This window comes from Proteus sp. G2618 (genome assembly GCF_009915995.1).
GTDB lineage: Bacteria > Pseudomonadota > Gammaproteobacteria > Enterobacterales > Enterobacteriaceae > Proteus > Proteus terrae.
The window spans coordinates 86,466-106,764 of the sequence record NZ_JAABNI010000023.1 but is presented as its reverse complement, the minus strand read 5'-3'; the positions used below and the strand labels follow the sequence as shown (position 1 = coordinate 106,764).

The 20,299-nt window shown below is 38.8% G+C and carries 21 protein-coding genes; 14 read left to right on the top strand and 7 right to left on the bottom strand.

The window, feature by feature from the left end; all coding sequences use genetic code 11:
- Positions 1 to 31: 31 nt before the first annotated feature.
- The 5 genes from rng to mreB all read right to left on the bottom strand — a co-directional run bounded on the left by rng (position 32) and on the right by mreB (position 4,819).
- A complete protein-coding gene (rng, locus tag GWJ01_RS12640) occupies positions 32 to 1,501 on the bottom strand; it encodes a ribonuclease G (protein ID WP_088493817.1) in 1,470 nt (489 codons plus the stop codon).
- On the bottom strand, positions 1,498 to 2,085 hold the full coding sequence (locus GWJ01_RS12635) for a Maf family protein (protein ID WP_161711166.1): 588 nt from the start codon (positions 2,083 to 2,085) through the stop codon (positions 1,498 to 1,500). The genes rng and GWJ01_RS12635 overlap by 4 nt, the downstream gene beginning before the upstream one ends.
- Positions 2,086 to 2,137: 52 nt before the next feature.
- Positions 2,138 to 2,626 (bottom strand): rod shape-determining protein MreD, encoded by a 489-nt coding sequence (gene mreD / locus GWJ01_RS12630; protein ID WP_109393130.1) that lies wholly within the window; start codon positions 2,624 to 2,626, stop codon positions 2,138 to 2,140.
- Positions 2,627 to 2,631: 5 nt separating this feature from the next.
- The gene (gene mreC / locus GWJ01_RS12625) at positions 2,632 to 3,684 is read right to left on the bottom strand and encodes a rod shape-determining protein MreC (RefSeq protein WP_109393129.1); all 1,053 of its coding nucleotides are present in this window, start codon (positions 3,682 to 3,684) and stop codon (positions 2,632 to 2,634) included.
- 91 nt (positions 3,685 to 3,775) lie between these two features.
- Entirely contained in the window at positions 3,776 to 4,819 is a 1,044-nt protein-coding gene (mreB, locus tag GWJ01_RS12620; protein WP_023582893.1) for a rod shape-determining protein MreB, read from the bottom strand.
- 688 nt (positions 4,820 to 5,507) lie between these two features.
- On the opposite strand from mreB, the gene acuI reads away from it, so the two are divergent.
- The 4 genes from acuI (at position 5,508) to accC (ending at position 9,223) form a co-directional block, all read left to right on the top strand.
- Entirely contained in the window at positions 5,508 to 6,482 is a 975-nt protein-coding gene (gene acuI, locus GWJ01_RS12615) for an acrylyl-CoA reductase (NADPH) (protein ID WP_161711165.1), read from the top strand.
- A gap of 431 nt (positions 6,483 to 6,913) precedes the next feature.
- Entirely contained in the window at positions 6,914 to 7,357 is a 444-nt protein-coding gene (gene aroQ, locus GWJ01_RS12610; protein WP_075671487.1) for a type II 3-dehydroquinate dehydratase, read from the top strand.
- 33 nt (positions 7,358 to 7,390) lie between these two features.
- Positions 7,391 to 7,861: an acetyl-CoA carboxylase biotin carboxyl carrier protein gene (gene accB, locus GWJ01_RS12605; RefSeq protein ID WP_075671489.1), complete on the top strand. Its 471-nt coding sequence runs from the start codon at positions 7,391 to 7,393 to the stop codon at positions 7,859 to 7,861.
- A 12-nt stretch (positions 7,862 to 7,873) separates the two neighbouring features.
- Complete coding sequence (gene accC / locus GWJ01_RS12600) at positions 7,874 to 9,223, top strand: acetyl-CoA carboxylase biotin carboxylase subunit (protein WP_075671491.1); 1,350 nt, start codon at positions 7,874 to 7,876, stop codon at positions 9,221 to 9,223.
- Positions 9,224 to 9,296: 73 nt separating this feature from the next.
- Here the strand turns inward: accC and GWJ01_RS12595 are convergent, their stop codons facing one another.
- Complete coding sequence (locus tag GWJ01_RS12595; RefSeq protein ID WP_098941222.1) at positions 9,297 to 9,755, bottom strand: Lrp/AsnC family transcriptional regulator; 459 nt, start codon at positions 9,753 to 9,755, stop codon at positions 9,297 to 9,299.
- Between the two features lie 343 nt (positions 9,756 to 10,098).
- Here GWJ01_RS12595 and GWJ01_RS12590 point away from each other — a divergent pair, with 343 nt between their 5' ends.
- The 9 genes from GWJ01_RS12590 to GWJ01_RS12550 all read left to right on the top strand — a co-directional run bounded on the left by GWJ01_RS12590 (position 10,099) and on the right by GWJ01_RS12550 (position 18,654).
- Positions 10,099 to 11,322: an aromatic amino acid transport family protein gene (locus tag GWJ01_RS12590; protein WP_375804074.1), complete on the top strand. Its 1,224-nt coding sequence runs from the start codon at positions 10,099 to 10,101 to the stop codon at positions 11,320 to 11,322.
- A gap of 27 nt (positions 11,323 to 11,349) precedes the next feature.
- The gene (locus GWJ01_RS12585) at positions 11,350 to 12,552 is read left to right on the top strand and encodes a MalY/PatB family protein (protein WP_161711164.1); all 1,203 of its coding nucleotides are present in this window, start codon (positions 11,350 to 11,352) and stop codon (positions 12,550 to 12,552) included.
- 329 nt (positions 12,553 to 12,881) lie between these two features.
- A complete protein-coding gene (locus GWJ01_RS12580) occupies positions 12,882 to 13,130 on the top strand; it encodes a YhdT family protein (RefSeq protein WP_075671499.1) in 249 nt (82 codons plus the stop codon).
- Positions 13,120 to 14,565 carry a sodium/pantothenate symporter gene (gene panF, locus GWJ01_RS12575; protein ID WP_109393379.1) on the top strand — a complete coding sequence of 482 codons (1,446 nt, stop codon included), beginning with the start codon at positions 13,120 to 13,122 and terminating at the stop codon, positions 14,563 to 14,565. The genes GWJ01_RS12580 and panF overlap by 11 nt, the downstream gene beginning before the upstream one ends.
- A gap of 23 nt (positions 14,566 to 14,588) precedes the next feature.
- The gene (prmA, locus tag GWJ01_RS12570) at positions 14,589 to 15,470 is read left to right on the top strand and encodes a 50S ribosomal protein L11 methyltransferase (RefSeq protein WP_109393125.1); all 882 of its coding nucleotides are present in this window, start codon (positions 14,589 to 14,591) and stop codon (positions 15,468 to 15,470) included.
- Positions 15,471 to 15,791: 321 nt separating this feature from the next.
- Positions 15,792 to 16,763, top strand: coding sequence for a tRNA dihydrouridine synthase DusB (dusB, locus tag GWJ01_RS12565; RefSeq protein WP_069368388.1), 972 nt, complete (start codon positions 15,792 to 15,794; stop codon positions 16,761 to 16,763).
- 20 nt (positions 16,764 to 16,783) lie between these two features.
- The gene (gene fis, locus GWJ01_RS12560) at positions 16,784 to 17,080 is read left to right on the top strand and encodes a DNA-binding transcriptional regulator Fis (RefSeq protein WP_004245342.1); all 297 of its coding nucleotides are present in this window, start codon (positions 16,784 to 16,786) and stop codon (positions 17,078 to 17,080) included.
- 187 nt (positions 17,081 to 17,267) lie between these two features.
- On the top strand, positions 17,268 to 17,900 hold the full coding sequence (locus GWJ01_RS12555; protein ID WP_109393108.1) for a hypothetical protein: 633 nt from the start codon (positions 17,268 to 17,270) through the stop codon (positions 17,898 to 17,900).
- Position 17,901: 1 nt separating this feature from the next.
- Entirely contained in the window at positions 17,902 to 18,654 is a 753-nt protein-coding gene (locus GWJ01_RS12550) for a DUF3307 domain-containing protein (protein WP_161711163.1), read from the top strand.
- Positions 18,655 to 18,658: 4 nt separating this feature from the next.
- Here the strand turns inward: GWJ01_RS12550 and GWJ01_RS12545 are convergent, their stop codons facing one another.
- The gene (locus GWJ01_RS12545; RefSeq protein WP_161711162.1) at positions 18,659 to 19,186 is read right to left on the bottom strand and encodes an SMI1/KNR4 family protein; all 528 of its coding nucleotides are present in this window, start codon (positions 19,184 to 19,186) and stop codon (positions 18,659 to 18,661) included.
- Positions 19,187 to 19,323: 137 nt separating this feature from the next.
- Between GWJ01_RS12545 and GWJ01_RS12540 the strand changes: the two genes are divergently transcribed.
- Positions 19,324 to 20,079 (top strand): hypothetical protein, encoded by a 756-nt coding sequence (locus GWJ01_RS12540; protein ID WP_109401370.1) that lies wholly within the window; start codon positions 19,324 to 19,326, stop codon positions 20,077 to 20,079.
- Positions 20,080 to 20,299: the final 220 nt, after the last annotated feature.

Here is a 20,299-nt window from a genome sequence, read left to right as displayed (position 1 = left end):
TGCCATCATATTCATTAGGAAGGCGAATCCATTACATCATCACCACATCAAATTGCTCCTGACTATAGAGTAGCTCAGTTTGCACTTTCACTTGTTTACCGACAAAAATTTCAACCTCTGCTAATGCATGTGACTCATCACCTTTTAAGGTATCTGCCACTGCTGAAGAGGCGTAAACCAAGAAGCGATCTGCATCAATAGTTTTATGTACGCGCACTATTTCACGTAAAATCTCATAACAAACCGTTTCAACTGATTTTACCGTACCTCGCCCTTGGCAAGTTGGGCAGTCATCACAAAGAACATGTTCGAGACTTTCTCGAGTTCTTTTACGTGTCATTTCGACTAAGCCAAGTTGAGAGAAGCCATTAATCGTTGTTTTCACTCTATCTTTACTTAGTGCTTGTTCAAGTGATGCCAATACTCTGCGTTTATGCTCATCATTATTCATATCAATAAAGTCAATAATGATGATACCGCCTAAATTACGTAACCGTAATTGACGAGCAATGGCTTGGCTTGCTTCAATATTAGTATTAAAAATCGTTTCTTCTAAATTTCTATGACCAACAAATGCCCCTGTATTGATATCAATAGTGGTCATTGCTTCAGTTTGATCGATAATTAGATAACCACCTGATTTCAATTCAACTTTGCGCTCTAAAGCCCGTTGAATTTCACTTTCTACACCATAGAGATCAAAAATAGGCTGATTGCCTTGGTGTAATTCAAGTTTAGCGGTTAATTCAGGAATATATTCACCAATAAATTCCTGTAGTTGATTGTAAGTTAATTTAGAATCAACTCGTATGCTATCTAATTCAGAACCTGCAAAATCGCGTAAAATACGCTGTGCTAAAGCCAGTTCGCCATAAATTTGAATGCGGGTTTTATTTCTTTTCTTACGCTCAATAATTTTATTCCATAAGCGTTTAAGAAAAGCGGCATCTTGCTTAATTTCATTCTCGCCAACACCTTCAGCGGCTGTGCGAATGATAAAACCGCCATTTTCATCACAATACTCTTCAACGAGTTGTTTTAAGCGCTCACGCTCTTCTTCACTATCAATTCGCTGAGAAACACCCACATGAGATGCACCAGGCATAAAGACTAAATAACGAGAAGGCAATGTAATATCAGTGGTAAGGCGAGCACCTTTAGTTCCTAAAGGATCTTTAACCACTTGTACAATTAAGTCTTGTCCTTGATGCACCAGTTGTGCAATATCACGAACATTAAATTTTTTCTGCTCTTCACCCGCAATACATTCAGTGTGAGGCATAATATCAGAAGCATGTAGAAAAGCGGCTTTATCCAGCCCGATGTCAATAAATGCAGCTTGCATCCCGGGTAATACGCGACTTACCCGACCTTTGTAGATGTTTCCGACGATACCTCGTTTAGCTTCTCTTTCGACATGTATTTCTTGAAGTATGCCTCCACGAATATAAGCAACACGAGTTTCAGATGGCGTCACATTCACTAATAACTCAGCTGTCATGAAATCTCCTTCTCATTAGCTAGAGACGAAAATTGAGTTATCAACGCTTCGGTTTCAACAAGAGGCAATCCGACAACAGCATGATAACTTCCCTCAATCCGTTGAACAAAACGGCCTCCTTTTCCTTGAATACCGTAAGCGCCAGCTTTATCCATTGGCTCTCCTGACTCAATATACGCGCTAATCTCACTCTCTGTCATCTCTCTAAAAGTGACGTGTGTGACGACTAATTGGCTCAATGTCCGTGTTCTATTAGAGATAGCAATTGCTGTCATCACTTGATGAGTTGCGCCTGAAAGTGAACGTAGAATTTGCGTGGCATGGGTTTTATCACGAGGTTTTTCAAGAATATGACCATCATGAACCACAATAGTATCAGAGCCCAATACGGGATAATCATGAGGTGCTTGCCTTACACCTTCTTGTGATTTTTCTTTTGCCAAACGAAGAACATACTCTTCTGGCTTTTCACCTTGTTGCCAAATTTCATCAATTGCTGGCGTGATAATACTAAATTCAATATCTAATAACGCGAGAAGTTCACGTCTTCTTGGCGAGCTGGAAGCAAGGTAAAGCGTGGTCACAAATAATGTCCTCATGACGGTAACGCAAAAGTGACCGCCATGATCCAATAACTTAGTGAACTAAAAACTGGTGACGGATTTTGCGAAGCAAAAAATAAAGCCATGGCCAAAGAATACCACTGACTGGGCTATTCCAGAATACTTGAGGGTGAAAAGTCACTGGTGAAAGTAAAAATTCCGCCCAAAATACAGCAAGATCAACAACGACAACACTGAACATCACCACTAAGGCTTGTTGCCATAACGCTAAATTACAAAAAAGCTGATATTTAAAGGCGATGACATAACTCACTAAAGTATAGGCCAGTGCATTGACACCTAAGGTCGTTCCTTGGACTAAGTCCATAACCATCCCCAAGACAAATGCGGTTCCGACACTGATACGATGAGGAATTGCTGTTATCCAATAAATAAGAAATAACATGGGCCAAATAGGTCTATATACTGCTAACTGTTCTGGCCACGGCATAATTTGTAAAACCAATGCGACAAGAAAAGAGAGCCAAACAACCCAACGTCCACGACTTTGATATGGATTCATCGTGTCTACCTACTTCTATTGGTATTAGCTGGTGTATTTGTTGCAGCAGGCGTTGTTGCTGGTGCCGTGATTCCGTTAGTTCCTTCAGCCGTATTGTCTAACGGCTCTTGAGACATAGAACGAGGAAGCGGTGGCCCTGCTTGTTCATAATTAGGTAATACTTGAGGCATCAATTGCATTAAACGCTCATTGGCTGCGTGATAAACCTCTGAAGGAAGAGGGGGCTCCCCTGTTTTATCTGAAGCATTCCATAATAAAAGTAAATAGCGTAAACGCTGTAGCTCTGCTGATGGACGAACATTAATCACGGAATAAGCTCGTTGATTATCTACTTTAACGGAAGATACTACACCAACAGGATACCCTTCTGGGAAACGACCGCCCAATCCTGATGTCACTAAAACATCGCCTACACGAATATCAATATTGGCGGGTAATGCTTCTAACAATAAATCATCAGCACAACCTGCACCAGAAGCTATAACTCGAATATCGTTACGCAAAACTTGTACCGGTAATGCATGAGAAGTGTCACATATTAATAGGACACGACTCGTAAGCTCACTTACGGCAATAACTTGTCCTACAACACCCTTATCACTAATAACAGGTTGTCCTTCATAGACACCATCATTGGTGCCTTTATCAATAACCACTTGATCTCGATAAGGCGTACTATTACCAGACAGCACTTGCGTCACTGTCATTTGTTCATTTTGGCGTAATGGTGAACCAAGTAATTCTCGTAAACGGGCATTCTCTTGTTTAAATTGTTCAAGTAATTGACTTTCTCCGCTGCGAACTAACAACTCTTTTCTTAACGCCTGATTCTCAAATTGTAAACGCTCACGAGTGGCAAATGTTTCTGAAATTTGATCAAGGAAACGGCGAGGGCCATTTGCAAGAAAATAGAAGGGACTAACAGCAGTATCAAGATACTGGCGGACTTTAGAAAATGCACCAATACGATTATCAGCAATCAATAAAGAAATAGCGACAACCACGGCGATTATTAATCTTAGTTGCAGGGAAGGGCCCCGACTAAAAATTGGCTTCATAAACTCTAAGATCACTCACACGGAGAAGTAAAAGAACAGGCGTTAATATTCTCACCAAGGGGGAATCCATTCTCCCTTGTTAGAATTAATCTCAATCTTCGCTAAACAGATCGCCACCGTGCATATCGATCATTTCTAATGCTTTACCACCACCACGAGCAACACAAGTCAGTGGATCTTCAGCAACAATCACAGGAATACCTGTTTCTTCCATTAATAAACGGTCTAGGTTACGTAATAACGCACCACCACCAGTTAATACCATGCCGCGCTCTGAAATATCAGAAGCCAATTCTGGCGGGCATTGTTCTAATGCAACCATGACTGCACTTACGATACCTGTTAATGGTTCCTGTAAGGCTTCAAGAATTTCATTAGAATTTAATGTAAAGCTACGAGGTACACCTTCTGCAAGGTTACGACCACGAACTTCAATCTCATTGACTTCATCAGAAGGGTAAGCTGAACCGATATCGTGTTTGATACGTTCTGCTGTTGCTTCACCAATCAGTGAGCCATAGTTACGACGCACATAGTTAATGATAGCTTCATCAAAACGGTCACCACCGATACGAACAGAAGAAGAGTAAACGACACCGTTTAATGAAATCACAGCAACTTCTGTTGTACCACCACCAATATCAACCACCATTGAGCCAGTTGCTTCAGAAACAGGCAAACCTGCACCGATTGCCGCAGACATAGGTTCTTCAATTAAGAACACTTCGCGAGCACCTGCACTTAATGCTGATTCACGAATAGCTCTGCGTTCTACTTGAGTTGCCCCAACGGGTACACAAACTAATACACGAGGACTTGGACGCATAAAGCTATTGTTATGAACCTGTTTTATGAAGTGCTGAAGCATTTTTTCGGTTACATAAAAATCAGCAATCACACCGTCTTTCATTGGACGGATGGCAGCGATATTCCCAGGTGTACGCCCTAACATCTGTTTGGCTTCATGCCCTACAGCTGCAACACTTTTTGATGTGCCAGCGCGATCTTGACGAATAGCGACAACGGAGGGTTCATCGAGAACAATACCCTGTCCTTTGACATAAATAAGGGTATTGGCGGTACCCAAGTCAATAGACAAATCGTTGGAAAACATGCCACGAAATTTTTTAAACATACGAAAGGATAATCCTGCAAGCCGGGACGGAAAAATCCGTCTACTCTATCAACCACAATAAGCAGCGACAAGGCGCGATTCACTACTTAAATTAAAGTGGACACGTAAATAATCTTAAAGGCACAATATTCTACGTTACTTTTCCCAATTGGAGCAGAAAAAAACTGCATAAAAATGGGCTAATTAGAACGATTAACGCATAATTTCGATCCTGCGCTGTTCATATTTAAGTTATGTAACAATACAAACAACGCTCACATCAATAAAGAAAAATCTCACTTCGTTGCCAAACTGTGACTCAAAAGTCTCGTTGCAAGTTCAAATAAAATTTATTCATTTGAATAAGCACAATCACTCTATTGATATTAAATGGTGTTTCACCGGCAAAATTTGACTGAGATAACAACCAGAGTACCCACCTCGAATACTTCTAAGGCAACACATTATCTTTATTTCGAGCAATAAAAAGAAATGCTAATTTTTATCCAATCGTAAACCATTAACGGTGTTATCTAATAACCAAGATATAAAACTCAGAATAATCTCTGCACCAATAAACGTAGAACCCCCGTTTATACACTAAAAAAGGATTATTTGTCTCATTATTACAATAGATATTGTGCACAATCACGACGAGGTCTAAAAAATAACCTATCATGACACAAATAGAAATCGATGAGGGGTCAAGATGAAAGCATTATTAGTAGAACAATATGACAACAAGCTCAGTGCCAGCGTACAGAGTGTTGATGAAAAAAAACTGCCTATTCATGAGGTTATTGTCGATATCCATTACTCAACGCTTAACTATAAAGATGGACTCGCGATCACAGGAAAAGGAAAAATACTGCGCCAATTCCCAATGGTACCGGGTATCGATTTTTCAGGTGTTGTTCATCACACCGAAGATCCTCGCTTTCATATTGGTCAACATGTTTTATTAACTGGCTGGGGTGTAGGTGAAAGTCACTGGGGTGGTCTTGCACAAAAAGCTGGTGTAAAAGGTGATTGGCTAACTGTAGTACCAGAAGGACTCTCTTTAAAAAATGCCATGACAATTGGGACTGCGGGTTTTACTGCCATGCTTTGTGTAATGGCATTAGAACAAGGCGGTGTCACTCCTGAAAATGGTGATATTTTAGTCACTGGAGCCAGCGGTGGTGTCGGAAGTACCGCCATTAGTTTACTAACAGCATTAGGTTATCAAGTTACCGCACTAAGTGGCAGAGCAAGTAATCATGACTATTTACGCAAACTTGGTGCCAAAAATATTATCACTCGTGAAGAATTTGAACCTGCGGGTAGAGCTTTAGATAAACAGCGCTGGGCGGGTGCAATTGATACCGTAGGTGGGCAAATTCTTGCCAATATTCTGTCACAAACAAACTATAACGGAACAGTAGCGGCTTGTGGATTAGCGGGTGGTTTCTCTTTACCAACGACAGTCATGCCTTTTATTTTACGCAATGTTCGCTTACAAGGCGTCGATTCGGTTTATTTCCCAGCAGAAAAACGCGCTCAAGTTTGGCAACGCCTGTTAAAATTACTGCCAGAAACGTTCTATCGACAAGCGACGACTGAAATTACGCTTGATGAGGTTCCTCGTTATGCCCAAATGATTATGGATAATCAGGTAACAGGTCGAACCTTAGTAAAACTATAAATTTTTGGTTTTTATCTGCTTATTTCTGGCATTAATTCACCTTATTTAGTGCCAGAATAAGCTTCTTTGTGTGTAGTAGAGACATCAAGTTGTGATGCAGATCACATTTATGATATATATTGATGATTAATCTCAAAGAAGCTTAGATTTCCAGTGACATCAATAAATAACGTGGTGTTATGATTATTTTTTAATCACCTGTTTATTTTGCTTTCTCGCATTTACAATCTTGTAAAAACTTTTAACTTTTCATCAAAATAAACCCTTCATTCCCTGATTAGACCAGTATTTTGCTGTTATCTTCTGTGAAATGTCTATAATGTCGGACTTTGTGATATGTATCGTAGCATTGGATACAATAAAAGATGACAAAACGAAAAGCACAGGTTATTTTGTCATTTCGTTGACGAATTGACGGAGATAGAAGCATAATGTCGGAAAATTTTCATATTTTGCTCCTGAATGGTCCGAATCTAAACCTGCTTGGAACAAGAGAGCCGGAAACCTACGGACACTTAACTCTGGATGATATCGTTCAAAGTTTGTCAGCAGATGCTCAGGCATTAAATGTGAAACTCAGTCATTTTCAGTCTAACGCTGAATTTGAGCTGATAAATAAAATTCATGCAGCTCGGGGTAATGTCGATTATATATTAATCAACCCTGCAGCTTTCACGCATACCAGTGTTGCACTGCGTGATGCATTATTAGGGGTAGATATTCCATTTATTGAAATTCACCTATCCAATGTCTACAGTCGGGAGCCTTTCCGTCACCATTCATATCTCTCTGATATCGCAACAGGCGTAATCTGTGGATTAGGTGCAGAAGGTTATCGGTTTGCTTTACAGGCAGCGGTCAGCCGCTTGTCTTAATAAAAAACATCAAAAAGAGTACGGAATCAACTCATGGATATTCGTAAAATTAAAAAACTGATCGAGCTAGTCGAAGAGTCTGGCATTTCTGAACTGGAAATCTCTGAAGGTGAAGAGTCAGTACGTATTAGTCGTAACTCTGGTCTTCAGGGTCAAATGGCTCCTCAGCAATATTTTGCGGCACCAGTGGCACCACAACCTGCATTAGCAAATGCGGTTGCGCCTGTAGCCCCAGAAACACCAGCGGCTACACCAGCGCAAGAAATCAGCGGTCACGTTGTACGTTCACCAATGGTCGGAACGTTCTACCGCTCACCAAGCCCTGAAGCTAAGAAATTTGTTGAAGTCGGTCAGCAAGTCAATGTAGGCGATACTCTGTGCATCGTTGAAGCAATGAAAATGATGAACCAGATTGAATCTGACAAAGCGGGTGTTGTTAAATCTATCCTTTGCCAAGACGGCGACAACGTTGAGTTTGACGCTCCACTCTTTGTTATCGAATAACGAGGCAGGTCCATGCTAGAAAAAATCCTCATTGCCAACCGTGGTGAGATAGCACTGCGTATCCTAAGAGCATGTAAAGAGCTTGGGATCAAAGCAGTTGCTGTTCACTCCACGGCAGACCGTGATTTAAAACACGTTCTGCTGGCAGACGAGACTATCTGTATTGGTCCCGCTGCTTCAGCAAAAAGTTACCTAAATATCCCTGCAATTATTGCAGCGGCTGAGATCAGTGGCGCACAAGCCATTCATCCAGGATACGGTTTCCTGTCTGAAAATGCTGATTTCGCAGAGCAAGTTGAACGCTCAGGCTTTATTTTTATCGGTCCAAAAGCTGAAACCATCCGCCTAATGGGTGACAAAGTTTCTGCTATCGAAGCGATGAAAAAAGCGGGTGTTCCTTGTGTACCAGGATCAGATGGTCCTTTAGGTAACGACACTGCAAAAAATATTGAAATTGCTAAACGTATTGGCTACCCAGTTATCATCAAAGCCTCTGGTGGCGGTGGTGGACGCGGTATGCGTGTTGTTCGTTCTGAAAAAGATCTAGAACAATCCATTACAATGACGCGTGCGGAAGCAAAAGCAGCATTTAGCAACGACATGGTATACATGGAAAAATACCTTGAAAACCCACGTCATGTTGAAATTCAAGTTATGGCTGATGGTCAAGGTAATGCAATCTATTTGGCTGAACGTGATTGCTCAATGCAACGTCGTCACCAAAAAGTGGTTGAAGAAGCTCCAGCACCGGGTATTACCCCTGAAATCCGTAAAAATATCGGCGAACGCTGTGCGAACGCATGTATTGAAATCGGCTATCGTGGTGCAGGTACATTCGAATTCCTGTATGAAAATGGTGAATTCTACTTTATTGAGATGAACACCCGAATTCAGGTTGAACATCCAGTAACAGAAATGATCACTGGCATCGACTTAATCAAAGAACAGTTACGCATTGCATCTGGTTTACCTTTATCAGTAACGCAAGATCAAATTAACGTTCATGGTCATGCAATTGAATGTCGTATCAACGCAGAAGATCCAAAAACCTTCATGCCAAGCCCTGGTACGATCACTCGCTTCCACTCACCTGGTGGATTTGGCGTGCGTTGGGAATCGCATATTTACGCAGGTTATACTGTTCCACCTCACTATGATTCAATGATTGGTAAATTGATCACTTACGGTGAAACACGCGAAATCGCGATCTCTCGCATGAAGAATGCGTTGGCGGAACTTATCATTGATGGTATTAAAACCAATATTGAACTACACCAGTTCATTATGAATGATGAGCAATTCCAAAAAGGTGGTACCAACATTCACTACCTTGAAAAACGTTTAGGTTTAGCTGAGAAATAATCTTTCTCACTTAACAAGAAAAGGCATAGTTAATTAACTATGCCTTTTTTATTGCAGGTTTTCTGATAGGTATTTATTTAATAGGAAACCCTTTAAAAGGTTTTATTTCTCGAATACTAAAACTGGTGTTCATCTCTTTAATATTACCAATAGCACGCACTTTCATCATTGAAACGTTGTGAAAATCTTCCATATCTTTAACAACCAGTTGCAACATATAGTCGTATCGGCCTGAGATATTATGACAAGAAATCACATTATCAATTTTCATTATTTCTTGTTCAAAATGCGCCATATTATCTTCAGAATGCAGATCTAACGTGATGTTCATAAATGCATAAAAATTAAACCCTAAATGCTTAGGTTCAATTATCGCTCGATAACTCTTTATCACTCCCTTTTCTAATGCCTTAAGTCGCTTCCAACAAGCCGGAGGAGATAAAAAAACACGCTTAGCAATTTCCGCATTATTTAATCGCCCTTCTTCCTGTAACAGCTTAAGGATCCCCATATCCGTTTTGTCAAGATCCATTCTATTCGCACCTCTGTGACATTAATCAAAATAACGTTTTTATCAAAGATAATTAATTCATAACTCAATTTTAGCGAATTTTATTAATAAATAAGTCCATCTAACTTCCAATATGGAGAAATAATTAATCACACTAATTGCTAAAATAATTTTCGAAGTATCGTTATTCAGCTAATACAAAATGATTAGAAATCATGTTCCAAAAATAAACTTAACAAAACAAATACTATAAATTTTACTTTCACATGGGATTACATGTATGACCTTATTAGAACAAAAAGTTGATAGGGCCTCTCTCTCAAAAGAAGAATGGAAAAAATTAACTCGATTTGATAATACCGATATGGGGTGGATTATTATCAGTATCGGTATGGCAATTGGTGCAGGTATTGTTTTTTTACCCGTACAAGTTGGCTTAATTGGGTTATGGGTATTTTTACTCTCTTCTATTATTGGTTACCCTGCCATGTACCTCTTTCAACGCTTGTTTATTAATACCCTTGCCGATTCTAAAGAATGTAAAGACTACCCGAGTGTTATCGAAGGTTATCTTGGTAAAAACTGGGGAATGTTTTTAGGGTTACTTTACTTCTTGATGTTAGTGATTTGGATTTTTGCTTATCCAACAGCGCTGACTAATGATACAGCATCTTACCTACACACCTTTGGCATAACAGAAGGATTACTGTCAGAAAATCCATTCTATGGCCTAATTCTTATCTCATTTCTCGTTTTAATTGCATCACGAAGTGAAGAGTTATTATTTAAAATCTCAAGCTTTATGGTGTTATCTAAATTATTGGTTGTGTTTGCGCTAGGTGTCATGATGATCAGCATGTGGGATCTGTCGAAAAATATCGATACCTTCCCGCCTTTTAGCCTATTAATCAAAAATGCTATTATTACCCTACCTTTTACGCTCACTTCTATACTCTTCATTCAATCCCTTAGCCCAATGGTAATTTCTTATCGTGCTAAAAATAAGTCGATTGAAGTCGCTCGCTACAAAGCTCTAAGAGCTATGAATATCTCTTTTGGTACACTATTTTGTGTTGTCTTCTTCTATGCCGTTTCTTTCACCTTTGCCATTGGACATGATGAAGCGGTTAAAGCCTATGAGCAGAATATTTCTGCACTAGCGATCGCAGCGCAATTTATTGAAGGTGATGCAGCTAAATACGTGACTCCCGTCGGTGTGGCACTCAACATCTTTGCATTAATGACAGCATTCTTTGGTGTTTATCTTGGCTTTAAAGAAGCAGTACAAGGCTTAGTCATGAATGCTCTTACTCGTATTATTCCCGCAGAAAAAATCAATCAGAAAGTCCTCTCGCTCTGTATTGTTATTTTCACTATCGTTATTGCGTGGGGAGCTATTGTTCTTAATCTCCCAGTATTGATGTTCACTTCAATATGTAGCCCTATCTTCGGGATTGTAGGTTGTCTTATTCCTGCTTATTTAGTTTACAAAGTACCTTCATTGCACCGCTATAAAGGTGGATCACTGTATTTAATTATCTTTACAGGCATCCTGCTTTGTATTTCCCCTTTCTTAAAATTTATTTAATTAAATTAGACGTATTAAAGGCTTACCATGAAATATAACTTTGATGAAATTATAGATAGAAAAGATACCGATGCTTTAAATTATGATGGTTGGCGCCAGTATATTTTTGAAACAGATAAAGACGCGCAATTTGCCTTTACTGATAATGAGTTTATTAGAATGTGGGTTGCAGATATGGACTTCTCTACTCCACCTGAAGTTCTTGATGCCATTAAAGCACGCCTTGATAGAAAAATATTAGGTTATACCAAAGTGTATGATGATGAGTATTACCAAATATTTAAAGACTGGTGCCACAGACATTATGATTGGGAAATTGATCCGCGTGAAATCGTATTATCACCGGGTATTATTCCTGCGTTAAATCGCCTAGTGCCTTTATTAATAAAAGAAGATGAAAGCATCCTGATTCAAACGCCTTCTTATACACCCTTTAAACAAGCGGGAGATTATAACTCTCGCCAAGTGCTCTACTCTGATTTATTAGAAGAAGACGGTGAGTATGCTGTCGATTTTGCTGATATGGAACGCAAAATTAAAGATAAGTCTCTTAATATTAAGCTCTTTATTTTATGTAACCCTCAAAATCCAACAGGTAAAGTATGGACAGAAGAAGAGCTAATTAAGATGGGGAAACTCTGTATTGAAAATGATATTTGGATGATATCAGATGAAATACATTGTGATTTATTACGTAACGGTGTGACGCATACTCCTATTGCTAAACTCTTTCCTCATTATGAGAAAATTGTCACCTGCATGGCTCCAAGCAAGACATTTAACCTTGCAGGTAATCTAATCTCTCATATCTTTATTAAAGATGAAGAAGTAAAAAAAGAGTGGCTTCGTCTTTATGATGACTTTATTTCACCATTAAGTTTAGTTGCCACAAAAGCCGCTTATTCTCAATGTGATGAATGGTTAAAAGAACTAAGAAACTATCTTGATGATAATTTTAAATTAGTACAAGAATTTACTCAGATTCATTTTCCAAAAGCAAACTTTAAAATACCTGATTCAACCTATTTAGCATGGGTTAATTTGGCAAATTATTTACCTGAAGATGTCGATAACCAACAGCTTTCACTCTATTTTGCTAATAAAACAGGCATTCTATTAGAAGGTGGAAATATGTTTGTAAGTAATGGTGATAACTATATTCGTATTAATCTTGCTTGCCCTCGCACCATTATTAAAGAAGGTTTAGAAAGAATAAAAAATGCCCTTTAATTTTTAATTTATGAGATGAGTAAAACAAAGAAGAGCACCACTTTTGATTAATTTATTTTAGTGTCTGCTCTTCTTTTATCCTATTTCTATTATATTAAACACCCTGCTTATGGCGATTATTTCAACAATTTATTTGTTGATTAATATATAAATCTATCTCTATTCTATTATTCTCTTAATAGAAAATGGTCACTAATCCTTTTAAAACAATAAGATAATCTATTTTTAATATCCTCTCACGACTTTGTGATTAATTTTCACTGAATCAATACTCACTTTCCCGTACAATCCTCCCATCATTTTTAACCCTATTAAGATTGGGAGAACAGATGGACAAACGTTTTGTTCAGGCCCACAAAGAAGCCCTTTGGGCCCTAATTTTAACTTTTATGTATTTGTTGGGTTGGTTAATTACCGGCTATTTACCTGATAACACACTAGGCATTACTGGTTTACCTCTTTGGTTTGAGCTTTCATGCTTATTCCTACCTGTTTTGTTTTTTCTGTTGTGCTATCTGATGGTGCGCTACTTTTTCAAAGATATGCCGTTAGGAGATGAGCATGACGATGCAAACTGAGGTCATAGTGCCACTGATTGGCTACCTTCTGCTGGTCTTTCTGTTATCGGCTTATGCTTATCGTAAGCGCGAAAAAGGTGAGTTTCTTAACGAATATTTTCTTGGTAACCGCTCAATGGGTGGCTTCGTGCTAGCCATGACTATCACTGCAACTTATGTCAGTGCCAGCTCCTTTATTGGTGGGCCAGGTGCTGCCTATAAATACGGTATCGGTTGGGTATTACTTTCGATGATCCAACTTCCCGCTATTTGGCTCTCTCTGGGTGTTTTAGGGAAAAAATTTGCCATTTTAGCGCGCCGTTATAATGCCGTAACCTTAAACGATATGCTCTATGCGCGTTACAAAAGCCGTTTTCTAGTCTGGTTTGCCAGTTTAAGTCTATTAGTCGCTTTTGTCGGCGCTATGACAGTGCAATTTATTGGTGGAGCGCGCTTATTAGAAACTGCGGCAGGCATTCCTTATGAATTCGGCTTACTGATCTTTGGGATCTCCATTGCGTTGTACACTGCAATTGGTGGATTTAGAGCCAGTGTATTAAACGATGCCTTACAAGGTCTTGTGATGTTGCTTGGTACTTTTATTCTCCTGTTTGCCATCATCTATAAAGCAGGAGGATTAGATATTGCGATACAAAAACTCAATGCCATCGATCCTGCGTTAACATCTCCCCAAGGGGCGGATGGTATTTTAAGTGGCCCATTTATGGCTTCATTTTGGGTACTGGTCTGTTTTGGTGTTATCGGCTTGCCACATACTGCGGTACGTTGCATCTCTTACAAAGACAGTAAAGCCATGCATAAAGGGATTATCATTGGTACCATTGTGATGTCATTACTGATGTTTGGTATGCACTTTGCTGGCGCATTAGGCCGGGCGATCATTCCTGATCTGACAGTTCCTGATCAAGTTATTCCAACACTGATGGTTGAAGTATTACCACCTATGGCAGCTGGTATTTTTCTTGCGGCGCCAATGGCCGCCATTATGTCGACGATTAATGCGCAACTGTTACAATCATCAGCAACGTTAGTCAAAGATCTCTATCTCAATATCGCCCCGCATGCGATCACTAATGAGAAACGTATTTCTCGTTTATCAAGCCTTTCGACCTTGATTTTAGGTGTATTACTGCTGTTTGCAGCATGGAACCCACCATCGATGATTATTTGGCTTAACTTACTTGCTTTTGGTGGCCTACAAGCGGTTTTCTTATGGCCTTTAGTTCTTGGGCTTTATTGGGAAAAAGCCAACCGTTATGGTGCGATTGCGGGCATGATCACAGGCGCCACACTCTACGCTACCCTTGCAACATTTAATATCCAGATAGCTGGATTCCACCCCATTGTTCCATCACTGTTATTGAGCTTAGTCGCATTTCTTGTGGCTAATCGATTTGGAGAGCATACTCTGCCTCAATCAGCATCATTACAGTGAATTCGTTTTTAAAGAGACTAATTATGCCTTGGATACAATTAAGACTTAATGCAACCGCCGCTAATGCAGAAGCTATTGGTGATGAATTGGTTGAAAGCGGTGCCGTTTCAGTGACTTTCCAAGATAGTCACGATACCCCTATTTTTGAACCTTTACCGGGTGAAACTCGTCTTTGGGGTGATACTGACGTTATCGGTTTATATGATGCAGAAACTGACATGAAAATCGTTGTGGCGATGTTAGAAAATACGCCATTACTCGGTCAAGGTTTCCTGCACAAAATTGAACAACTCGAAGATAAAGATTGGGAACGTGAATGGATGGATAATTTCCACCCGATGCGTTTTGGAGAGCGTTTATGGATTTGCCCAAGCTGGCGGGAAGTGCCTGACCCTAACGCCGTTAACGTCATGCTAGACCCTGGTCTTGCATTTGGTACAGGTACCCACCCTACCACCTCATTATGCCTTCAGTGGCTTGATAGTTTGGATTTAGCGGGTAAAACGGTTATCGACTTCGGTTGTGGCTCTGGCATTTTAGCTATTGCGGCATTAAAACTGGGTGCAGCAAAAGCGATTGGTATTGATATCGATCCTCAAGCTATCCAAGCAAGTCGTGATAATGCACAGCGTAATGGTGTTTCTGATGCACTCACACTGTATCTTGCAAAAGACCAGCCTGATAACCTCAGCGCTGATGTTGTAGTCGCCAATATTTTAGCAGGCCCATTGCGTGAACTAGCACCTATTATCAGCACACTGCCTCGCCAAGGTGGACATCTAGGTCTTTCAGGTGTGTTAGCGACACAAGCAGAAGGTGTAGCTGCTGCCTATGAAGGATTATTTAACTTAGATCCTGTTGCTGAAAAAGAAGAGTGGTGTCGTATTACCGGTATGAAAAAATAACGCCGAACAAATATCAACCAAAATGAGATAATCTTATTGCGTTAAAATTTCACTTAATTATTGTTTATCAGGCATTAATCACATTTTTGCCTGATAAACTCTACTTAGTTTCACTTGTTTATCAATTCTATATCATCAATTTTTAATTTTCTAAAAACATATAACATCATGTTTTTATTGATTAAATAATCAATTCATAAAAAATCAAGTGTAAAAAAGTAACTTTTTTTCGCAATTTGGTTAAACTTTGTCCTTTCATATCTGGCAAAAAATGCGTAATATACGCGCCCTTGCAGTCACAGTTTGGCCCTCTTTTCATCTATGCGAATCGGACAGTATCAGTTAAAAAATTGCCTTATCGCGGCTCCCATGGCTGGCGTTACAGACCGACCTTTTCGGTCGCTTTGCTATGATATGGGTGCGGGTATGACAGTTTCTGAAATGCTTTCTTCCAATCCTCAGGTTTGGCAGACAGACAAGTCTCGATTACGAATGGTACATAGTGATGAATTGGGGATCCGCTCCGTACAAATTGCAGGAAGTGATCCCGTTGATATGGCGGCAGCTGCGAAAATAAACGCAGATAGTGGCGCTCAAATTATCGACATTAACATGGGTTGCCCTGCAAAAAAGGTGAATAAAAAGCTAGCCGGTTCAGCACTACTTCGTCATCCCGACCTTGTCGCAGAGATCCTCTCTGCTGTGGTTAACGCGGTAGATGTTCCTGTTACTCTCAAGATCCGTACTGGCTGGTCACCTGATGAACGTAACTGTGTAGAGATTGCCAAATTGGCTGAACGTTGTGGTATTCAGGCTCTCACTATTCATGGACGTACACGCGAGTGTTTGTTCAAAGGGGAAGCCGAATACGACAGTATTCGGACAGTTAAGCAGAGTGTTTCTATTCCCATTATTGCGAATGGAGACATAACAGACCCGCTAAAAGCCAGAGCAGTATTAGACTACACTGGAGCCGATGCTTTAATGATCGGTCGCGCTGCTCAGGGAAGACCCTGGATCTTTCGGGAAATCCAGCACTATCTGGACACAGGTGAACTGTTGCCCCCTCTGCCGATTGCAGAGGTACAACAAATAATGCAAAAGCATGTGCGTGAGTTGCACGACTTTTACGGTCAAGGCAAAGGAACTCGCATTGCACGCAAGCATGTCTCTTGGTATCTCAAGGAACATGCCCCTGATGACCAGTTTCGGCGCTCCTTCAACGCCATAGAGGATGCCAGCGAACAGCTGGAGGCGTTGGAAGCATATTTCGAAAATTTTTTGCGTAAATAAATAAAAGAGCTGACAGAACTATGTTCGAACAACGCGTAAATTCAGACGTACTAACAGTTGCCACCGTAAATTCACAAGATCAGGTGACCCAAAAACCTTTACGTGACTCAGTTAAACAAGCACTGAAGAACTATTTTGCTCAATTAAACGGTCAAGACGTTAATGACTTATATGAGCTAGTATTGGCTGAAGTTGAACAGCCATTGTTGGACATGGTAATGCAGTACACCCGTGGCAACCAAACGCGTGCGGCGCAAATGATGGGCATTAACCGCGGCACACTGCGTAAGAAACTGAAAAAATACGGCATGAACTGATCCTAGTCAGTTAGGTCTATTTTTATAAAAAGCCTTTTCTGGTTTTCCAGGAAAGGCTTTTTTGTTGCTTATTTTTCACACTTTCTCTATAAAGCTAATAAACATGTTACCAAATATGGTAACATACTGCTGCGTTACCAAATATGGTAACATGATATTTATCCCATCAAATAATAAGAGCCAAAAGATGAATAAAGACATCGTAAGTGTCATTACAGGCGATATCATTGATTCTAAAAATATCCCCATCCAAAGCTATGATCTTATGCTCTACACTTTGGAGCAAACAGTTCAGCTACTCTCAGAACAGTTACCAATTAAATATGATCGATACCGCGGCGATTCTTTCCAGATTGTTTGCTTACAAGCAGAAGATGCTATCAAAGCCGCCATCGTCATCCAATTGGCACTAAAAACGTCAAATCTAGAAATCAGTGCTCGTCAAAGTATTGGCATCGGCAAAATTGACTCATTGCGTAATGATGTAAGAACTTCAATTGGTGAAGCCTTTATTTTATCTGGCGAAGGGCTCGATAAAATGAAAGGTGAAATTTTGACAATATCGGCATCTAGCTCAGATTTTCAACAAAACATTACCTTAGTCACTAAGTATTTAAATGTACAACTCAAAGAAATTACTCGAGCACAAGCGCAAGTTTTACTTAAATACATGGTCAATAAAGATAAATCTCACTATGCTATCGCTGATGAATTAAAAAAATCGAGAAGTAATATTACTAGATTATTAAATGCTAGCCACTACCAGTTAATAGATGAATATATTCAATACTTTAATTATTTAATTAACAAGGCTTATTGATATGTATAATTTCGCACTTCTTATTTCTCTCTATATTGCTCATATTGCTTTTGATTTTTATTTACAACCTAAAGCATGGATAGAGGCGCGAAATACTCTACATTACAAATCTAAAGAGCTTTACTTGCACTCACTACTACAAGGTGGGATAACCTTTATTATTCTAGTTTTAATGACAGAGATAAGTTTTGGTTCTATTTTCATTTACAGTGTAATTGTATTAATAACACATTATCTTTTCGATCTTGGAAAATCCTATACTGATAACTCTTTAAAATGGTTTATTACTGATCAAGTTCTTCATTTATTCGTAATTACCTTTTTATGGATAATATTAATTGATCAAAATACTCAAATATTCCATGATCTTAGTTTTAAAAATATTAACTATAAATATTTGATTGTTATTCTTGCCTACATCATTATTTTAAAGCCAATTTCCATCCTTATTTATATGTTACTCAAGAAATGGACACCTGTCGCAGAAGAAGGCTCAACACTCGTTTCTGCTGGTCAATCTATTGGTTATTTGGAAAGAATACTTATTTTAACATTCATTCTTTTAAACCAATTTGCAGCAATTGGTTTTTTATTAGCAGCCAAATCTATATTTAGATTTGGTGAGTTACAGAATGACCAAGATAAAAAACTAACAGAATATGTTATGTTAGGTACGCTTATTAGCTTTAGCATCTCCATCCTTTTCGGGCTTGCCACGACATACCTAGTAACTCAATTACCCATAGGCAAATAACCCTTCAGTTGTTTGAAATGAACGTTATATTCTCTGATGGGAACCCTGCTGGAAATGACTGACAACGAATTCGTTTTGATAGCACACCTTCTAAAAATCCTGTCAGATTTTCTGCAATAAATTCTACTTCAGAGGCTCTGGATGGAATAATTGCTATTGTCCATAAACTGCTATCATTGGATGAAACAACCCAAAACAGAGTATCTCCATTATCTGTCTCTCCAATAGGCAAAAGCCCATTATTTTTAGGGTACAGATGAAAAGTATAATAATCAGGATCAGCCTGTATTAACGAATCAAAATCCTTAAGGATTGCCTCTTTTTGTTGAAAAAAATTAAGATGTTCATTCTCACTAAATGGATTAAATAACGTAATAAAATTGGCTATGTGTCCTGAACCATATTGCGTGACAAATTCAATATAGTCTTGAGGAAAGGTGTATCGATTATCAATAAGTGGCCATTCCTTGTCTTCTCCTCGCTCTATCAGACATAAAGGTATTGGTAGCCACTGATTTAATGCTGTTAACATTCTATCCTCTTTAATTTGATTTCTATTTTATCGCTCCATTTATGGTATTTTATCTTTACCTTATTTTTATCATAACTTCGCTAATTTCTATCACTCTAGATACGTGATAAAAATCCGATACCAACAAGACGATAATCATGACAACACCTTCACGTACCATTACATTTATTGATAGCGCTTACCCTAAACCTCATAACATTGAAGAATTTGTCTGGTCTGGGCGATTAGATAAACATGGCCAACTTTGGTTTGATCTGCATCTTAGAAGTGCCAGTTACTATTTAAGTGAAGGTGAGGATTATCTTGATGATATAGACGAAGATGAGTTAGATGACGAGGAAGAATATACCAGCCTCGTTGATTGGCAATCTAGAATTGTCTGGGATAATTATCATCGTTGCACTCTCTCTTCAACATTTTGGTCAGATGAAAAAGGCATTTTACTGAATTCAGGCGAAGTTCCTTTTGATTTCGACAATTTTATCACGCACCAATTTAATCTTGATACTGCACCACAAATAAATCATTCTGAGGATGAGGATGAGCCAACAGAAATCTCCGCATTCAGTATTTATTTATTAGGACATGATGAGTGTAAAAATCATCAAATTCACTTCCAGCGTCAACAAAATAACACTTATCACATTAATTGGAGTGGAAAAATCGCGCTAACTTATGGGGGATTTGATGAGTTTATCCATCAATTTATTGCAAGATTAGAAAATATTTCTTTTGATGGTTTTTACTTCCCTAAATCATGGGGTTTAGATAAAGCGACGGTTGAATTTAAAAAAGTACTTTCTCATTTTGAACACTATAAATTCACATTAATTAACCCCAAAAGCCAAATAAAACAATGGAAATTGAGTTATATAGGTAAGACTCAATCTTAAATTGAATTATTTTTAATTCTAGCATCAACATTCTATTTAGATAAACATTTCTTTAATAAAAGGCAATGTTTATCTCTATCAAATAATTATAAATAGCACTTTATACTTCGTCCTTACGTTTGAACAAAAAACACCTAGTCGTATATTTAATATAAAACACTCATATAAAGACCATCTAAATAAGAAACACTTACACTAAATAAATATTCCGATATTCTTA

Bases quoted from the DNA above. Each gene is read 5' to 3' on its own strand.
- prmA (WP_109393125.1), top strand. From the start codon at position 14,589: ATGCCTTGGATACAATTAAGACTTAATGCAACCGCCGCTAATGCAGAA.
- rng (WP_088493817.1), bottom strand. From the start codon at position 1,501: ATGACAGCTGAGTTATTAGTGAATGTGACGCCATCTGAAACTCGTGTT.
- dusB (WP_069368388.1), top strand. From the start codon at position 15,792: ATGCGAATCGGACAGTATCAGTTAAAAAATTGCCTTATCGCGGCTCCC.
- accB (WP_075671489.1), top strand. From the start codon at position 7,391: ATGGATATTCGTAAAATTAAAAAACTGATCGAGCTAGTCGAAGAGTCT.
- GWJ01_RS12580 (WP_075671499.1), top strand. From the start codon at position 12,882: ATGGACAAACGTTTTGTTCAGGCCCACAAAGAAGCCCTTTGGGCCCTA.
- GWJ01_RS12590 (WP_375804074.1), top strand. From the start codon at position 10,099: ATGGGGTGGATTATTATCAGTATCGGTATGGCAATTGGTGCAGGTATT.
- GWJ01_RS12555 (WP_109393108.1), top strand. From the start codon at position 17,268: ATGAATAAAGACATCGTAAGTGTCATTACAGGCGATATCATTGATTCT.
- panF (WP_109393379.1), top strand. From the start codon at position 13,120: ATGCAAACTGAGGTCATAGTGCCACTGATTGGCTACCTTCTGCTGGTC.
- fis (WP_004245342.1), top strand. From the start codon at position 16,784: ATGTTCGAACAACGCGTAAATTCAGACGTACTAACAGTTGCCACCGTA.
- GWJ01_RS12545 (WP_161711162.1), bottom strand. From the start codon at position 19,186: ATGTTAACAGCATTAAATCAGTGGCTACCAATACCTTTATGTCTGATA.
- GWJ01_RS12550 (WP_161711163.1), top strand. From the start codon at position 17,902: ATGTATAATTTCGCACTTCTTATTTCTCTCTATATTGCTCATATTGCT.
- GWJ01_RS12540 (WP_109401370.1), top strand. From the start codon at position 19,324: ATGACAACACCTTCACGTACCATTACATTTATTGATAGCGCTTACCCT.
- mreC (WP_109393129.1), bottom strand. From the start codon at position 3,684: ATGAAGCCAATTTTTAGTCGGGGCCCTTCCCTGCAACTAAGATTAATA.
- mreD (WP_109393130.1), bottom strand. From the start codon at position 2,626: ATGAATCCATATCAAAGTCGTGGACGTTGGGTTGTTTGGCTCTCTTTT.
- mreB (WP_023582893.1), bottom strand. From the start codon at position 4,819: ATGTTTAAAAAATTTCGTGGCATGTTTTCCAACGATTTGTCTATTGAC.
- GWJ01_RS12595 (WP_098941222.1), bottom strand. From the start codon at position 9,755: ATGGATCTTGACAAAACGGATATGGGGATCCTTAAGCTGTTACAGGAA.
- accC (WP_075671491.1), top strand. From the start codon at position 7,874: ATGCTAGAAAAAATCCTCATTGCCAACCGTGGTGAGATAGCACTGCGT.
- aroQ (WP_075671487.1), top strand. From the start codon at position 6,914: ATGTCGGAAAATTTTCATATTTTGCTCCTGAATGGTCCGAATCTAAAC.
- GWJ01_RS12585 (WP_161711164.1), top strand. From the start codon at position 11,350: ATGAAATATAACTTTGATGAAATTATAGATAGAAAAGATACCGATGCT.
- acuI (WP_161711165.1), top strand. From the start codon at position 5,508: ATGAAAGCATTATTAGTAGAACAATATGACAACAAGCTCAGTGCCAGC.